General features: G+C 56.6%; 12 protein-coding genes, 4 tRNA genes and 1 other RNA gene. 6 read left to right on the forward strand and 11 right to left on the reverse strand.

Annotated features, from left to right (window positions below; genetic code table 11):
* Nucleotides 1-194: 194 nt before the first annotated feature.
* Nucleotides 195-542, forward strand: a complete 348-nt coding sequence (locus RIN56_17695) for a DUF3870 domain-containing protein (protein MDR7868634.1) — start codon at nucleotides 195-197, stop codon at nucleotides 540-542.
* 207 nt (nucleotides 543-749) lie between these two features.
* Complete coding sequence (locus tag RIN56_17700) at nucleotides 750-1,748, forward strand: hypothetical protein (protein MDR7868635.1); 999 nt, start codon at nucleotides 750-752, stop codon at nucleotides 1,746-1,748.
* An 81-nt stretch (nucleotides 1,749-1,829) separates the two neighbouring features.
* On the opposite strand, the gene RIN56_17705 is transcribed toward RIN56_17700, so the two are convergent.
* Together RIN56_17705 and RIN56_17710 are read right to left on the reverse strand one after the other, a co-directional pair.
* Nucleotides 1,830-3,815 carry a TRAP transporter permease gene (locus tag RIN56_17705; protein ID MDR7868636.1) on the reverse strand — a complete coding sequence of 662 codons (1,986 nt, stop codon included), beginning with the start codon at nucleotides 3,813-3,815 and terminating at the stop codon, nucleotides 1,830-1,832.
* Nucleotides 3,816-3,906: 91 nt separating this feature from the next.
* Entirely contained in the window at nucleotides 3,907-4,917 is a 1,011-nt protein-coding gene (locus RIN56_17710) for a TAXI family TRAP transporter solute-binding subunit (protein MDR7868637.1), read from the reverse strand.
* A 665-nt stretch (nucleotides 4,918-5,582) separates the two neighbouring features.
* Here RIN56_17710 and RIN56_17715 point away from each other — a divergent pair.
* Nucleotides 5,583-6,911, forward strand: coding sequence for an aspartate aminotransferase family protein (locus tag RIN56_17715; protein ID MDR7868638.1), 1,329 nt, complete (start codon nucleotides 5,583-5,585; stop codon nucleotides 6,909-6,911).
* A 24-nt stretch (nucleotides 6,912-6,935) separates the two neighbouring features.
* Nucleotides 6,936-7,745 (forward strand): 3-keto-5-aminohexanoate cleavage protein, encoded by an 810-nt coding sequence (locus tag RIN56_17720; GenBank protein MDR7868639.1) that lies wholly within the window; start codon nucleotides 6,936-6,938, stop codon nucleotides 7,743-7,745.
* 143 nt (nucleotides 7,746-7,888) lie between these two features.
* Here the strand turns inward: RIN56_17720 and RIN56_17725 are convergent, their stop codons facing one another.
* Both RIN56_17725 and RIN56_17730 read right to left on the reverse strand, forming a co-directional pair.
* Nucleotides 7,889-8,752, reverse strand: coding sequence for a MurR/RpiR family transcriptional regulator (locus RIN56_17725; GenBank protein MDR7868640.1), 864 nt, complete (start codon nucleotides 8,750-8,752; stop codon nucleotides 7,889-7,891).
* A gap of 139 nt (nucleotides 8,753-8,891) precedes the next feature.
* Complete coding sequence (locus tag RIN56_17730) at nucleotides 8,892-9,446, reverse strand: UbiX family flavin prenyltransferase (GenBank protein MDR7868641.1); 555 nt, start codon at nucleotides 9,444-9,446, stop codon at nucleotides 8,892-8,894.
* Nucleotides 9,447-9,576: 130 nt separating this feature from the next.
* Here RIN56_17730 and RIN56_17735 point away from each other — a divergent pair, with 130 nt between their 5' ends.
* On the forward strand, nucleotides 9,577-9,708 hold the full coding sequence (locus RIN56_17735) for a hypothetical protein (protein ID MDR7868642.1): 132 nt from the start codon (nucleotides 9,577-9,579) through the stop codon (nucleotides 9,706-9,708).
* Nucleotides 9,709-9,759: 51 nt separating this feature from the next.
* Here RIN56_17735 and hcp read toward each other — a convergent pair whose 3' ends face one another.
* Both hcp and RIN56_17745 read right to left on the reverse strand, forming a co-directional pair.
* Entirely contained in the window at nucleotides 9,760-11,325 is a 1,566-nt protein-coding gene (gene hcp, locus RIN56_17740) for a hydroxylamine reductase (protein MDR7868643.1), read from the reverse strand.
* Nucleotides 11,326-11,368: 43 nt separating this feature from the next.
* On the reverse strand, nucleotides 11,369-12,082 hold the full coding sequence (locus RIN56_17745) for a 4Fe-4S binding protein (GenBank protein MDR7868644.1): 714 nt from the start codon (nucleotides 12,080-12,082) through the stop codon (nucleotides 11,369-11,371).
* 94 nt (nucleotides 12,083-12,176) lie between these two features.
* Between RIN56_17745 and RIN56_17750 the strand changes: the two genes are divergently transcribed.
* Nucleotides 12,177-12,878, forward strand: coding sequence for a Crp/Fnr family transcriptional regulator (locus RIN56_17750; GenBank protein ID MDR7868645.1), 702 nt, complete (start codon nucleotides 12,177-12,179; stop codon nucleotides 12,876-12,878).
* Nucleotides 12,879-12,975: 97 nt separating this feature from the next.
* Here RIN56_17750 and RIN56_17755 read toward each other — a convergent pair.
* The 5 genes from RIN56_17755 to RIN56_17775 all read right to left on the reverse strand — a co-directional run bounded on the left by RIN56_17755 (nucleotide 12,976) and on the right by RIN56_17775 (nucleotide 13,727).
* Nucleotides 12,976-13,051 (reverse strand) — tRNA-Thr (locus tag RIN56_17755).
* A gap of 3 nt (nucleotides 13,052-13,054) precedes the next feature.
* Nucleotides 13,055-13,131, reverse strand: a tRNA-Arg gene (locus tag RIN56_17760).
* A 26-nt stretch (nucleotides 13,132-13,157) separates the two neighbouring features.
* Nucleotides 13,158-13,494, reverse strand: an RNA gene (gene rnpB / locus RIN56_17765) — RNase P RNA component class B.
* Between the two features lie 29 nt (nucleotides 13,495-13,523).
* Nucleotides 13,524-13,599 (reverse strand) — tRNA-His (locus RIN56_17770).
* 52 nt (nucleotides 13,600-13,651) lie between these two features.
* A tRNA-Met gene (locus RIN56_17775) sits at nucleotides 13,652-13,727 on the reverse strand.
* Nucleotides 13,728-13,746: the final 19 nt, after the last annotated feature.

Below are 13,746 nucleotides of genomic sequence, written 5' to 3' on the forward strand. Positions count from 1 at the left end.
TCGAAATTTCTTACTATTTCCCCTCCTAATTATACCATATAAAGCAGCGGCATTCTACAACCCATTCCCCATGCCGGGAAAGCGCTCGCGCTTTTCCCGGCGCGGCGGTGATTGAATTTTCTGGCTATTGGTACTATAATAAATTTCGGTACGGTTTTTCATGGCCGTTACGTTTGCATGCGCGGGAGGCAACCATGATGGAGTATGCACCGACGACAGTATTCATCACCGGCGTGGCGAAGCCCGCCAAGGACGACCCGATCGCCAACGACTACCAGGTTTTCTTCCTCAGCCTCGTCGTGGACAAGACAACCGATATGATCGTGGACGCGACCTGCAATACCGCCCGCGATATGACGAAAGACTTTATCCGCTCGCTGCTTGTCGGCCGCAATCTGGCGACAGAGTCGGGCGAGATGGTGGCCGATATCCGCCGCCGCTTTCACGGCCTGGCGCAAAAGCCACTGATCGTTGCCCTGAAAGACGCCTACAACCGCTATACGGTATTGGGCAAAGCCGACCAGGAAAAAATAAGTTGTTAGATTATTCAAAAAATGTTATAATTAATAGCAACCGAATGTAAGTTTTATTTATTGGTTGATGGATTCCCCGTTCATCTACCGAGATAGATAAGACCAAAACCGGCAAGCTCGCTTGCTGTTTTGGTCTTTTTATTTTCCCTGCCGGCGGCAAAGAAAGATAGACAAGGGCGTCGGCCGACAAATAAAATGTTAAGGGAGAGAAAAGAAATGGCGAAGAAAACACGGGTTGTCCAAATGGGTCTGGGGCCGATCGGCAACAAGGTGACGCAGTTCCTGGCGGAAAAGGCCGGCATCGAGATCGTGGGAGCGATCGACGCAGATCCGGCTAAAGCGGGCCAGGATATCGGCGTGCTGGCGGGGCTGCCGCCACTCGGGGTGAAGGTCGCCGCCGACATGAAAGCGGTGCTGGGCGGTAAGGACGTCGATGCCGTCATCCTTACAACGACTTCCAGCCTCGCTAAAACCGCCGACCAGTTGGCGGAGCTACTGCCGTACGGGGTCAACGTCATTTCCTCCTGCGAGGAACTGAGCTATCCATGGCTGACCAACCCCGTACTTGCGGGTAAAATCGACAGGCTGGCCAAGGAAAACAATGTCGCCGTGCTGGCCACCGGCGTCAATCCGGGTTTCCTGATGGATTATCTCCCGGTGGTCATGACCGGGGTATGCCGCAACGTCCGCAAGGTTACGGTGGAGCGCATCCAGGATGCGACCTTCCGGCGCATCCCCTTCCAGAAGAAGATCGGCGCCGGCCTCACCGTGGCGCAGTTTCACGACAGGGTCAAGGAGGGTACGCTGCGCCATGTGGGTTTGACCGAGTCGATGCACATGATCGCCGCCAGTCTCGGCTGGAAGCTGGACAAGACGGAAGACATCATCTCGCCGATCGTCGCCGAGCATGAGGTGAAAACCGAAGGCCTGACGGTGAAGGCGGGCGACGTTCTCGGCGTCCAGCAGATCGGCCGCGGCATCGTGGGCGGCGAAGAGCTGGTTACGATGATCTTCCGCGCCGCCATCGGCCAGCCCGACGTCAGGGACCGCATCGTCATCGACGGTACGCCTTCGCTGGATTCGTCGTTCAAGGGCGGCGTCAACGGCGACGTGGCGACCTGCGCCATTCTTATCAACGCCATCCCGGCGGTTGTCAACGCCCGTCCGGGGCTTAGAACGATGGTTGATATCCAGGCGCCGCACTGCTTCAAATAGCAGCTACTGAAAACGCCCCGCAACGGTCTGCCGTTGCGGGGCGTTTTGTTTAAGACGCTGGTGCGACCGGCAGCTTTCGTCTTATGCCTGGGCGCTGACGTTGCTTTTGGAAACCAGGCGTTGGCGGAAGTACACGATAACCAGAATAGCTGCGCCGGCTATTTCCCACTCAAGGCGGGGCGATATCAGCATAAACCCGCCAGCGATAAGCGCCACCCTCTCCCACCATTGGCAGGGTCTGTGGAAGTAGCCGGTGGTGCAGGCGCCGATGGCGTAGATGCCGAGGAAGGTTGTCAGGAATCCTTCAATGAAATTGGGCAGGGAAAACTGAATGAACAACAGCGAGGGGAACATGACGAAAACGTAGGGTACGATGTAAGCGCCGTAGCCGAGTTTGAAAGCCTCGAAGCCGGTCCGGAAGGGCTCGGATTTGGCGACGCCGGAGGCGGCGAAGGCGGCCAGGGCCACGGGCGGGGTGATGTCGGCGATGATGCCGAAGTAGAAGACGAACAGGTGGGCCGCGAGCGGGGGGATGCCAACCTGGATGAGGGCGGGAGCGGAGATGGTCGACTGGATGATGTAGTTGGCGGTTGTCGGCACGCCCATTCCGAGGATGAGGGAGCTGATCATGGTGAAGATGAGGGTGAGGTAGACGCTGCCGCCGGCCAGGGCGACGATGCCGCCGGCCATCTTGAGGCCGAGGCCGGAGAGGGTGATGACGCCGACAATGATGCCGGCGGTGGCACAGGCCACTACCACCGGCAGCGCGGAACGGGCGCCGTCCTCAAGCCCCTGGATGAAGTCTTTGGGGCTCATCCGCGTTTCGGCGTGAAGGAAGGAGACGGCGATGATGGCGAGAAGGCCGAAGAGAGCGGCGAGCATCGGCGTGAATCCATAGGTCAGAAAGGCGACAATGGCGACGATGGGCAGGGCGAGGGTCCAGCGTGTTCTGATCAGGGAACGCCAGTCAGGCAGTTTTTCCTTGGGGATGCCGTGCAGCCCGGTGCGCTTGGCTTCGAGGTGGACGGAGATGAAGACGCCGGTGAAGTAAAATAAAGCGGGAATGGCGGCGGCCAGAGCAATCTGAATGTAGGGTATATTGAGAAACTCAGTCATGATAAAAGCGGCGGCGCCCATGATCGGGGGCATAAGCTGACCGCCGGTGGAGGCGCATGCTTCGACGGCGCCGGCGAATTCCCGCCGGTAGCCGATGCTTTTCATGAGGGGTATGGTGACCGAGCCTGTGCCGACGACATTGGCGACCGAGCTGCCGGAAATCGTTCCCTGCAGGGCGCTGGCGATGACCGCCGCTTTGGCCGGGCCGCCGACCGCGCCGCCGGTGATGCCGACGGCGACGTTGGTCATCCAGTCGCCGATGCCTGATCGTTTTAGGAAAGAGGCGAACAGCATGAAGAGAAAGATGAAGGTCGAGGAGACGTCGATCGGGATGCCGAGGATGCCCTCGGTGCTCAGCCACTGGAAGGTGACGATCCGCTCTATTGTGAACCCGGGATGGGCGAGGAAACCGGGAAGTTCGGGGCCGATGTAGGCGTATACGAGGAAAATGGCGGCCAGCGCGGTGATGACCACGCCGGCGACGCGCCGGCTGGCTTCGAGGATGAGCAGGACGGCGGCCAGCGAAACGGCGAAGTCGAGGTTATCGTAGTTGCCGGCTTTGTTGATGATGTCTTCGTAAAAAACGACATGGTAGAGGGCGACACCGGCTGACAGCATAATCATAATGAGGTCGTTCCAGGGAACTGTCACGCTTTTGCGTTTGCGGCTGACGGCGTAAAGTATATAGATGAGGACAAGGGCGAAGCCTACGTGGGGCGCCCGCTGGAGGGTGGACGGGAAGACGCCGAAGGCGGCGGTGTATAGTTGGCCGAACGACCAGATGACACAGAGGACGGTGATGAGGTGCGGCCAATACCCTTTCAGCTTGCGGAAACTGAATTCGGGATCATACTTGGCGAGAATGGCTTCGGCATCCTGCTCAGCGGTCTTGTCGGGAACGATCGCGTATTCGGCGGCTTTATTTTTGCTGTCGTCGTTTTTGTAAGCCATATTATCCTCCCTCGGCGAGGGTGTTAGTTATGTCGGCGGGGGAAAACGGGGGAAGCCCAGCTTCGGCCTGGCTTCCCCCGTAGGGAGGGGGTTATTTGGGGATAAGGTTGTCGGGGATTTTAACGCCTTTTTCTTTGAAGTATTTGATGGCGCCGGGATGGAGCGGAGTGGTAATGCCGTCGATGGCTTTTTCAAGCTTGATGTATTTGCCGGCGGCATGCGCGGCGGCTATTTCGGCGCTTTTTTCGTAGAAGGTCTTGGTCAGTTCGTAGACAATGTCGTCCTTGAGGTCGGCTTTGCAGTAAAGGGCGGCCTGCATGCTCACGGTGTAGACGTCTTTCTCGTTGCCGTAGGTGCCGGCGGGGATGACGAACTGGCTGAAGAAGGGATATTTGGCCTTCATTTTATCGAAGGTCGGCCCTTTGATCTCCACCATCTTGATCTTGCGGGCGGTCATGACATCCTGGATGGCGGCCGCCGGAACGCTGAGAACGCCGAAATTGGCGTCGATATGACCGTCTTTGAATTTATTGGCGGCGTCGCCGAAGCCGGCGAATTCAGGTTTGAAGTCGGAGAATTGCAGTCCGTACTCGGCGAAAATGTCCTTGGAGATTACGGCTGTGCCACTGCCGGTGGGGCCGATGGCCACTTTCTTGCCTTTGAGGTCGGCGATGGAACTGACGGGGCTGTCGGCGGCGACGAAGCCCTGATAGACTTCGGGGTAGATGACGCCGATGGTGCGGAAGTTCTTGATGGCCTTAGTGTCCTTGAAGGCATCTCCCTCACCCTTCCAGGCCTGATCGGCGATGTTGTTCATGGCCATGCCGAGGTGGGCCTCGCCTTTGCCGAGGCGCTTGATATTTTCCACCGAGGCGCCGGAAGGTTGTGAGGTGATTTGAACTTTACCGGCGAGATGCTTGTTCCAGGTGTTGGCGATCGAACCGCCGAGAGCGAAGTATGTGCCGCCGGTCGAACCGGTCAGCAGGAACATTTGCTCGGTTTTCGGCTTGGCGGCCTGTTTGTCCCCGCCGCCGCAGCCTGCGGCCAGGATGGCGAGCACAAATAGCGCGAGGACCAGTGTAGCTGTTTTCCGAAGGTGCATTTCTTTTTTCCCCTCCTAAATATAATCTTCGCGAAACGCGGAAATAAAAAAACCCGGACAACTGCAAACAGGATGTTTGGTGTGAGCGGGCTACTTTGCCTCGTGTAGTGCGTCGAGAAGACATTATCCAATTTTCGGTAACTTTAATAATATTATATCTTACACTTTGTGAGAGGTCAACATATTTTGAAATTATTAATTCAAATTTTGTTATAATTTGAATTAAATTCAGCAATTAAAATTTAATGCTTCCAAGCTTTTGTGCCCAAAAAATAAAATAATTATTCATAAATGATGTTTCAATCAATTCAACGATTAATATATGGATTAAGTATAAAAACCACTTACCGCAACGCGTTATTTCCAAGGTCTGCGGCAGTGCGGCCGGCTCAGGCCGGCAAAAACGGAGAAAGCCAAATCCGGAGACAAAACTCCCTTGTCTGGCGGTTCGTAGACAACCAGCGGCACGGACTCCCCCGATGCGCACTATCGATAGATGCAATTTCATAGGAATATACGACTGCAAATTGTTAATTCAAATTTCCAATTATGTATTGTATAACTTCATTTTTAATGATACAATGAAATTAAAATTTCATTGCGTTTCTCGCCTTGCGCTCACTATGGTCATTTATAGATACAACCATTATAAGGAGGCCGAATCGATGGATAACGTCTTTTACCGCAGTGTGCGTAAGACGCACATGGAGGTGGATCGCGGGGAAGGGGCCTACCTGTTCGACACCGCCGGCAATAAGTACCTTGACGCCTGCTGCGGAGCGGCCGTAGCCAACCTGGGTCACGCCCATCCCGAGGTTGTGAAGGCCATGACCGAGCAGGCCCAGAAGGTCGCGTTCAGCCACCTGTCGCGCTGGACTTCGCAGCCCATCCGGGAGCTGGCGGATCTCGTCAGCAGCCTGGCTCCCGGCTCGCTGAACAAGCTTTATCTGGTGTCCGGGGGCTCGGAGGCAACCGAGTCGGCGCTGAAGATGGCCCGCCAGTATTATCTCGAACGGGACGGAAAAACGAGCAAATACCGTCTTATTTCCCGCTGGAAGGCTTTTCACGGCAACACGATCGGCTCGTTGTCGATGACCGGGGACAAGCGGCGGAAGAAATACGCCCCGCTGCTGCTCAACTTCCCCAAGGCGGCCCAGTGTTACTGCTACCGCTGCGATTTCGGCGAAAGACCCGAGACGTGCGGCGCGAGGTGCGCGTATGATCTGGAGAGAATCCTGAAGCTCGAGGGCGCGGACACTATCGCGGGCTTCGTCGCCGAGCCGGTGGTGGGCGCGGCCTGCGGCGCGCTGGTTCCCCATCCGCAGTATTTCAAAATCGTTCGCCAGATCTGCGACAAATACGACATCCTGTTTATTGACGACGAGGTGATGGCCGGCTTCGGGCGAACAGGCACGATGTTTGCCATCGACGACTACGGGGTGATCCCGGACATGATTTGCGTCGCTAAGGGGATGAGCGCCGGCTACGCGCCGCTTGGCGGCGTCATCGTCAAGGACGAGATCTTCGACGCCTTTGTGAAGGGGTCGGGCATCTTTGTCCACGGCCACACCTATGGCGGCAACCCGCTGGCGTCGGCGGTGGCGGTGGCGGTGGTGAAAATCCTCATCCGCGACAAGATCGCCGAAAACTCCCGCGTCGTCGGCAAGTACCTGCTGGAGAAGCTACAGGAGAAGGTGCTGCCGTTTTGGTTCGTAGGCGACGTACGCGGCAAGGGCCTTATGCAAGGACTCGAGTTCGTCCGCGACAAGAAGACCAAGGAGCCGTTCCCAGTGGCCCAGGGGGTCGCGGAGAAGGTGACTCAAAAACTTGTCAAGCACGGTATAATCGTCTACCCCGGCACCGGCAACGCCGACGGGGAAAACGGCGACCAGTTCCTGCTGGCGCCGCCGCTGAACATTACCAAGGACCAGGCCGACGAGATCGTCGCCGCCATGGTGGCGGGGTTCGGCGAGCTCAATCAGGAATTACGATAATCGTTAAAGGCGAGGTATAGGAAAATGGAGAAGCTGATTATCACCGTCGCTCCCACCGGCAACGTCCCCACCCGCGATATGACGCCCCACGTACCGCTCACGCCGGAAGCGGTCGCCAACGACGCGTTGGAGTGCTACCGGGCGGGCGCCTCGGTCTGCCACATCCACGCCCGCGACGACGAAGGCAAACCGACCCACCTGCGCAGCTACTTCGCAGCGATCTTCAAAGCAATGGACGCCACCGGCTGCCCGATCATCCGCCAGATCTCGACGGGGGCCAGGGCGGGAAAAACGCTGGAGGACCGGGCGCAGCCGCTGGAGCTCAATCCCGCGTCGGCAAGCCTGTCTACAGGGTCGTCGAACTTTCCCAATTCGGCCAACGTCAACGATCCCCCGCTTGTCCGCTTCCTGGCCAAGACAATGCTGGAACGTAATATCAAGCCGGAGATCGAGGTTTTCGACACGGCCATGATCCAGAACGCCCTTGACTTCAAGAAGGAGGGCCTGCTGAAGGATCCGCTGCAGTTCAACCTGGTTATGGGCGTCAAGGGCTCTCAGCCGGCGACCGCCAAACAGCTCTTCCACCTCGTCGAGAGCCTGCCGCCGGATTGCGTTTGGTCGGTTTCCGTTGTCGGCCCGGCCCATGTGCCGCTCTCGACCGTCGCTCTGGCCCTGGGCGGGCACGTGCGGGTAGGACTGGAGGACAACGTCTACTATTCGAAAGGCGTCCTGGCGACAAACCTGTCGCTGGTCAGACGGATCGCGGACATCGCCAGGGCCTTCGGCCGGGAGATCGCGACCCCTGAGGACGCAAAGAGAATACTCGGGCTGTGACACCGGACAGCATATAGCAAGCCGCAGCACACGGCCAACAGGAACAGAGCGATTATAGAGAACCGATATGGCTAAAGGAAAAAGAGGCTATTCGCGCTGGCTCGGCGCGAATAGCCTCTTCCTTTATTCCCGGCGGCGGAACCCTAGTCTTTGTGGTAGATGTTCTGCTTCTGCCAGATGGCTTCGAACTCGGCGAGCGTCTGCCTGGTATGCTTGGGACGCTCCGTGCCCACGGCGACGACGAGGGCGTTGATGAGCGACAGCGGCGCGACGAAGGAATCGATAAAAGTGGACATGTCGCGTTTGGCGAGCAGAACAATACTGCTGTGCTTGACCAGCGCAGAGGTATGGTCGTCGGTAATCGCCATCGTGCGGGCGCCCTTTTCGCGGCAGAAGCTCATACCTTCGACGGTTTGGCGAGTGTAGCGGCGGAAGGAAATGCCGATAACCAGGTCGTCCGGGCCGACGCTGGCCAAGTCCTCAAACAGGGTGTCGGCCTTGGTTATCAGACGGCTGTTTTTAAGCAGGATCTGGAGGTAGAAGTGCAGGAAGGTCCCCAGAGACGCCGCGCTTCTGAGGGCGACGATGTAGATGTGCTTAGCGCGGGTCATGCTCTTGACCGCCTCGAGAAAGCTGGGCAGGTCGAGTTCCTCGAGCGTGAGCTTGATATTGGCGATATCGTGCTCCATCACGTCTTTGAGGATGGAGCCCTGCGGGGTCTTGAGGGAAAACTCCAGGCGCTCCACGGTGGTAATCCGGTCGCGCACCATCTCGCTCATCGCCTTGACCAACTGGGGATAGCCGTCATAGCCGAGCACCACGGCGAAGCGAACCACGGTGGCCTCGCTTACGCCCACTTCATGGGATAACTGCTTGGCGGTCTGGAAGACCGCCTTATCATAATTGTTCGATATGTACTCGGCAATTTTTTTTTGCTTCGGACTCATCTCGAAGAAATGTTCCTGTATCTTTTTCCCTAGTTGCTGCATATTGCTGCCCTCCAACATAATGAAGCGGATATCGACTTAAGCTTTATAACCGGAAGGAAATACTTCATCCATTATAGCATATCCGGGGCCCATCGGAGAATATTTGTCAGATTGGCGCTGCCGGCTGAATCGGCCGGCAGCCTTTTCCCGTTATCGCCTACTTCCATGGCATAAAATCCGGGAAGGGGAGATCAAACGACATCATGATTTTTCCGATCAAATGGTTGACCATGTCTTGAATGGTCTGGGGCTTATTATAGAAGGTCATCATTGCCGGCATTATGATGCAGCCATGCCGGGAGGCTTCCCGCATATTGCCGAGGTGTATGGAACTTAAGGGCATCTCTCGGGGAACGAGAACGACGCGCCGTCTTTCCTTTAAACAGACGTCGGCCGCCCGCAGGAGCAAATTGTCGGAATACCCGGTGACCACGCCGGCAAGCGTCTTCATACTGCACGGCACTATGACCATTCCGTCCGTCTTAAAGGAACCGCTGGAAATCGGCGCCGCCATATCATCGATAGCATGATAATGAGTGGCCAACCGGCCTACTTCGTCGATACACATATTGGTTTCATACGGGAAGGTCGCTTCTGCGCCTTTGGTGACTACGAGATGTGTCTCGCAATCCGTATGCCGCGCTAACGCTTCAAGCAGATTTACCCCAAGAATAACGCCACTGGCGCCCGAGATTCCGACAATAATCCGCATAGAGTTCACTCCATTTACTTCGTCCTACGCCAACAATGCGGCAACAGGTGATTCAGCCAGCCTTGATATGGTTATGGCACAGTTTTACTTAACTTGGACAAGTTTCAATTTTAATATTAGGTGGATTTGTTTGAATGTCAACTATTTTTTCCTTATATCCGGCTACATATCCGGCAACTATAGTGTCCGGGCTTCCGGCAGAGGCGCCGGCATGGGCGGCTACGACCTCAGCCGCACCGGCGAGATAATGGCCGAAACATAAAAGAGGCACCCGGACAATTGTGTCCGGGTGCCATTTCTCTTTTGGGGCAGGTTACCCAAGAATGGCCTTTAGGTCCTCTTCCGGGGTGGTTATCGGGTGCAGGTTGAACTTTTCGACCAGGATATTGAGGACGTTTCCGGATAGGAAAGCCGGCAGCGACGGGCCGATGTAGATATCCTTGATGCCGAGGGCCAGCAGGGTGAGCAGGATGCACACCGCCTTCTGCTCGTACCAGGACAGCACCAGGGTGAGCGGTAGCTCGTTGACGCTGCACTTGAAGGCGCCGGCCAGGGCGACAGCCACCTGGATGGCCGAGTAGGCGTCGTTGCACTGCCCCATGTCGAGGAGGCGGGGGATGCCGCCGATCTCGCCGAGGTTGAGGTCGTTGAAGCGATATTTGCCGCAGGCGAGCGTCAGGACGACGGTGTCTTTCGGAGTCTGCTCGACGAAGCGGGTGTAGTAGTTGCGGCCCGGCTTGGCGCCGTCGCAGCCGCCGACAAGGAAGAAGTGCTTGATCGCCCCTGCCTTGACGGCGTCAATCACTGTGCCGGCGACTCCCATGACGGTGTTGCGGGCGAATCCGGTCACAAGCTGGCTGCCGCCGTTGATGCCGGTGAAGTGCTGGTCTTCCTTGTAGCCGCCCAGTTCGATAGCTTTGGCGATAACAGGTGCGAAGTCTTTCCTGCCGTTGACGTCGGCGATATGTTTCATTTCCGGGTAGCCGACGACGTCGGTCGTGAAAACGCGGTCAGCGTAGGAGGCGCGCGGCGGCATGAGGCAATTGGTGGTAAAGAAAATGGGCGCTGGGATGTTGTCGAACTCTTTCTGCTGGTTCTGCCAAGCGGTGCCGAAATTGCCCTTGAGGTGGGGATACTTCTTCAACTCGGGGTAAGCGTGGGCGGGCAGCATCTCGCCATGAGTGTAGATGTTTATACCTTTGCCGTCCGTCTGCTCCAGCAGTTGTTTAAGATCGTGCAGGTCGTGACCGGTGATGACGATGAACGGGCCTTTCTCCACCATAGTGGGCACGGTGGTCGGCGCCGGGTGTCCATACGTGGAAGTGTTGGCATCGTCGAGGAGGGCCATGCATTTCAGGTTGATCTGGCCAAACTCCATCAGCAGGCCGAGCCATTCTTCGGCGCTATGCTCCTCGCCAAGGGCCTTCATGCCCTTATAGAACCAGGCGGTAACTTCGGCGTCAGTTTTGCCGAGAACGGCCGCATGCCAGGCATAGGCCGCCATGCCGCGCAGGCCGAGCAGCAGCGTCGAGCGCAGCGAAACAATGTCCTCGTTGCCGCTCCAGAGGTCGGCGGCGGGGAAGTCTTGGGCGGCGGCATCCAGCTTCGCCTTCTCGGCGCGGACGGCGGCGATCATCTCGTCGACGCGTTTCTCGTCGAAGTTGACGTTGGTGACGGTGGCGAACAGCCCCTGCATCATCAACTTGTCGGCCGCCTTGCCGGGGGTCTTGCCGGCGGCGGCGCGGGCCAGGCCGATCATGGCGCCGGTCAGTTCATCCTGCTTGTTGGCGACTTCAGGTTTTTTACCGCACACCCCCACCTTCGTGCAGCCCTTGCCGCCGGCGGTCTGTTCGCACTGGAAGCAAAACATTTCACTCATTGTTAACCCTCCAATTATTATTATTTTTATGCGTAACGGCCACCTAATCCTCGCGGATCGAGCCGTCGGTGCCGATTACGACAACTTGCCACGGGATGATTTTGCCGCTGGCCGCGAGCGCCTCTTTAACCGCGTTTACCAAACCTCCGCAGCAAGGCACCTCCATCCGCAGCACGGTGACGTTCTTGATGTCGTGCAGCTTAAGAATCTCGGTCAGTTTATCCGCGTAATTCACCGCATCCAGCTTCGGACAGCCGATTAAGGTAACTTTGTTGCGCATAAAATCGGCGTGCAGATTGGCGTAGGCAAAGGCGGTGCAGTCGGCCGCCACCAGCAGTTGGGCGCCGTCGAAATAGGGGGCGCTTACCGGAACCAGTTTCAGTTGACAGGGCCACTGGCGAAGTTCCGAGCGGCCTACTTTGTGCTCAACGCGGCTGTTGTCGGCCTCTCTGGCGATGACCCTGGCATTTGACCCGGGGCAGCCGCACGGCATCTGCGGTGGTTTGGAGTGGGCGTCTCTGTCGACTAGATGCTTTTTGACCGCCTCTTCGTCAAAAGGAGCCGCCTCGCGTTCGACGATGGATATCGCGCCGGTAGGGCAATCGGGCAGGCAGGCGCCCAGACCGTCGCAGTAGGAATCGGCAACCAGTTTCGCTTTCCCATCTATAATCTGCAGGGCGCCTTCATGGCAAGCCGTTATGCATAACCCGCAGCCGTTGCACTTTTCTTCGTTTATTGATACCATCTTGCGCAACATGTCAGTTACCTCCTCTACCTGTGCTTGTATTTCCCAAATTCATTGTATTACAATATAAAGAGGAAATCGGTAGCCATGGCTACCAATAATCGAGGTGATCGCCTTGAATAACAAAAAAATCGAAATATTGGCCGAATCCGCACTGTTCGCCGGCATCCCCACCGATACTCTGTCCATCATGCTGGACTGCATTAACCCCAAAATATCCACCCACGTCAAGAACAGCTTCATCACCGTCGAGGGAGAGCCGTTTATCGGCCTGGGCATCTTGCTCGCCGGGGAAGCCACGGTGGTAAAGGAGAATATTGCCGGAGCGCGCTCGGTGTTGACCTCCTTGGACGAAGGCGACATGTTCGGGGAAATGATCGCTTTCTCGGCGCGAAAAACGTGGCCCGCGTCCGTTGTCGCCCAGAGCGAATGCACGGTCGTATTCCTGCCGCCGCAAAAGATTACCGGCACCTGTCCGCATGCCTGCGACGGACATCAGCGGCTGATCAGGAATATGCTCCTTATCGTATCGGAAAAGGCGCTCATGCTCAACCGGAAAGTCGAATACCTGACGATAAAAAGCATGCGCGCCAAAATCGCCACCTACCTTCTTGAACAGCACAAACACCATGATAAAAAGACCTTCCTCATGCCGCTAAAGCGCAACGACCTGGCGGACTTCCTCAATGTATCCCGGACAGCCCTGTCGCGGGAGATGGGACGGATGCGCGATGAAGGCCTGATTGATTTCTACCGTTCGAGCGTCAAACTTACCAATATCGAGAAACTTTTAAAGGTTGTGGAATAAAGAACAGGGTTGTGCCGTCCAAACCTCGCCGCCTATCCTTGTTTCCTCTACAAATACCAAGAAAGCCCCGCAATCTATATCGCGGGGCTTTAGAATATGGAGCTAGTGACCGGGATTGAACCGGTGACCTTATCCTTACCAAGGATACGCTCTACCGACTGAGCTACACCAGCATTTGGCGAGCCCGGCAGGATTCGAACCTGCGGCCTTTTGATTCGTAGTCAAATGCTCTATCCAGCTGAGCTACGGACTCGTTTATTTTGAACAACCTTCTTCGAAAACCGTAAGCCAGTTTCTGTTTTAGGAAATTATTTATCTAACGCCACGAAGTGCTACCTTGCGCGGCGTTCCCCTGCTCGGTTCCTTTTCCCTAACCGGGGTTCCCCTACCATAATTCGGGTTTCTGCCTCGTGGAGTTTACCGCTTTTCACTAGACCGTCGCCGGTCTACCCATTCTCTGTGCACTTTATGGCTAATCTCGACTGCATGAGCCGATTTCGCCGTCGTCAGGGCAAGCCCCGCCCCGCCTTGCGGCGGGCACGAACGTTACAGCCGTCTCAGGCTGTGGCAGTCTGGACTTTCCTCAGCATTATCCATACCGCAATTTCCCGTTTTCGAAGAAGGTTGGACTTTTTAGTCGCGATGTGGGGTGACTGGAGGGCTTCGAACCCTCGAATAACGGATCCACAATCCGCCGTGTTAACCACTTCACCACAGCCACCATGTCAGATTATAAATGCCAAGCGGGTTTCCCCGTTTGGCATTGGATATCCTGGTTGCGGGGGCAGGATTTGAACCTGCGACCTTCGGGTTATGAGCCCGACGAGCTGCCAGCTGCTCCACCCCGCGGCAAAGTATTTTGAGACAG

The sequence above is a fragment of the Sporomusaceae bacterium genome, from assembly GCA_031460455.1.
Lineage (GTDB): Bacteria > Bacillota > Negativicutes > Sporomusales > UBA7701 > Anaeroselena.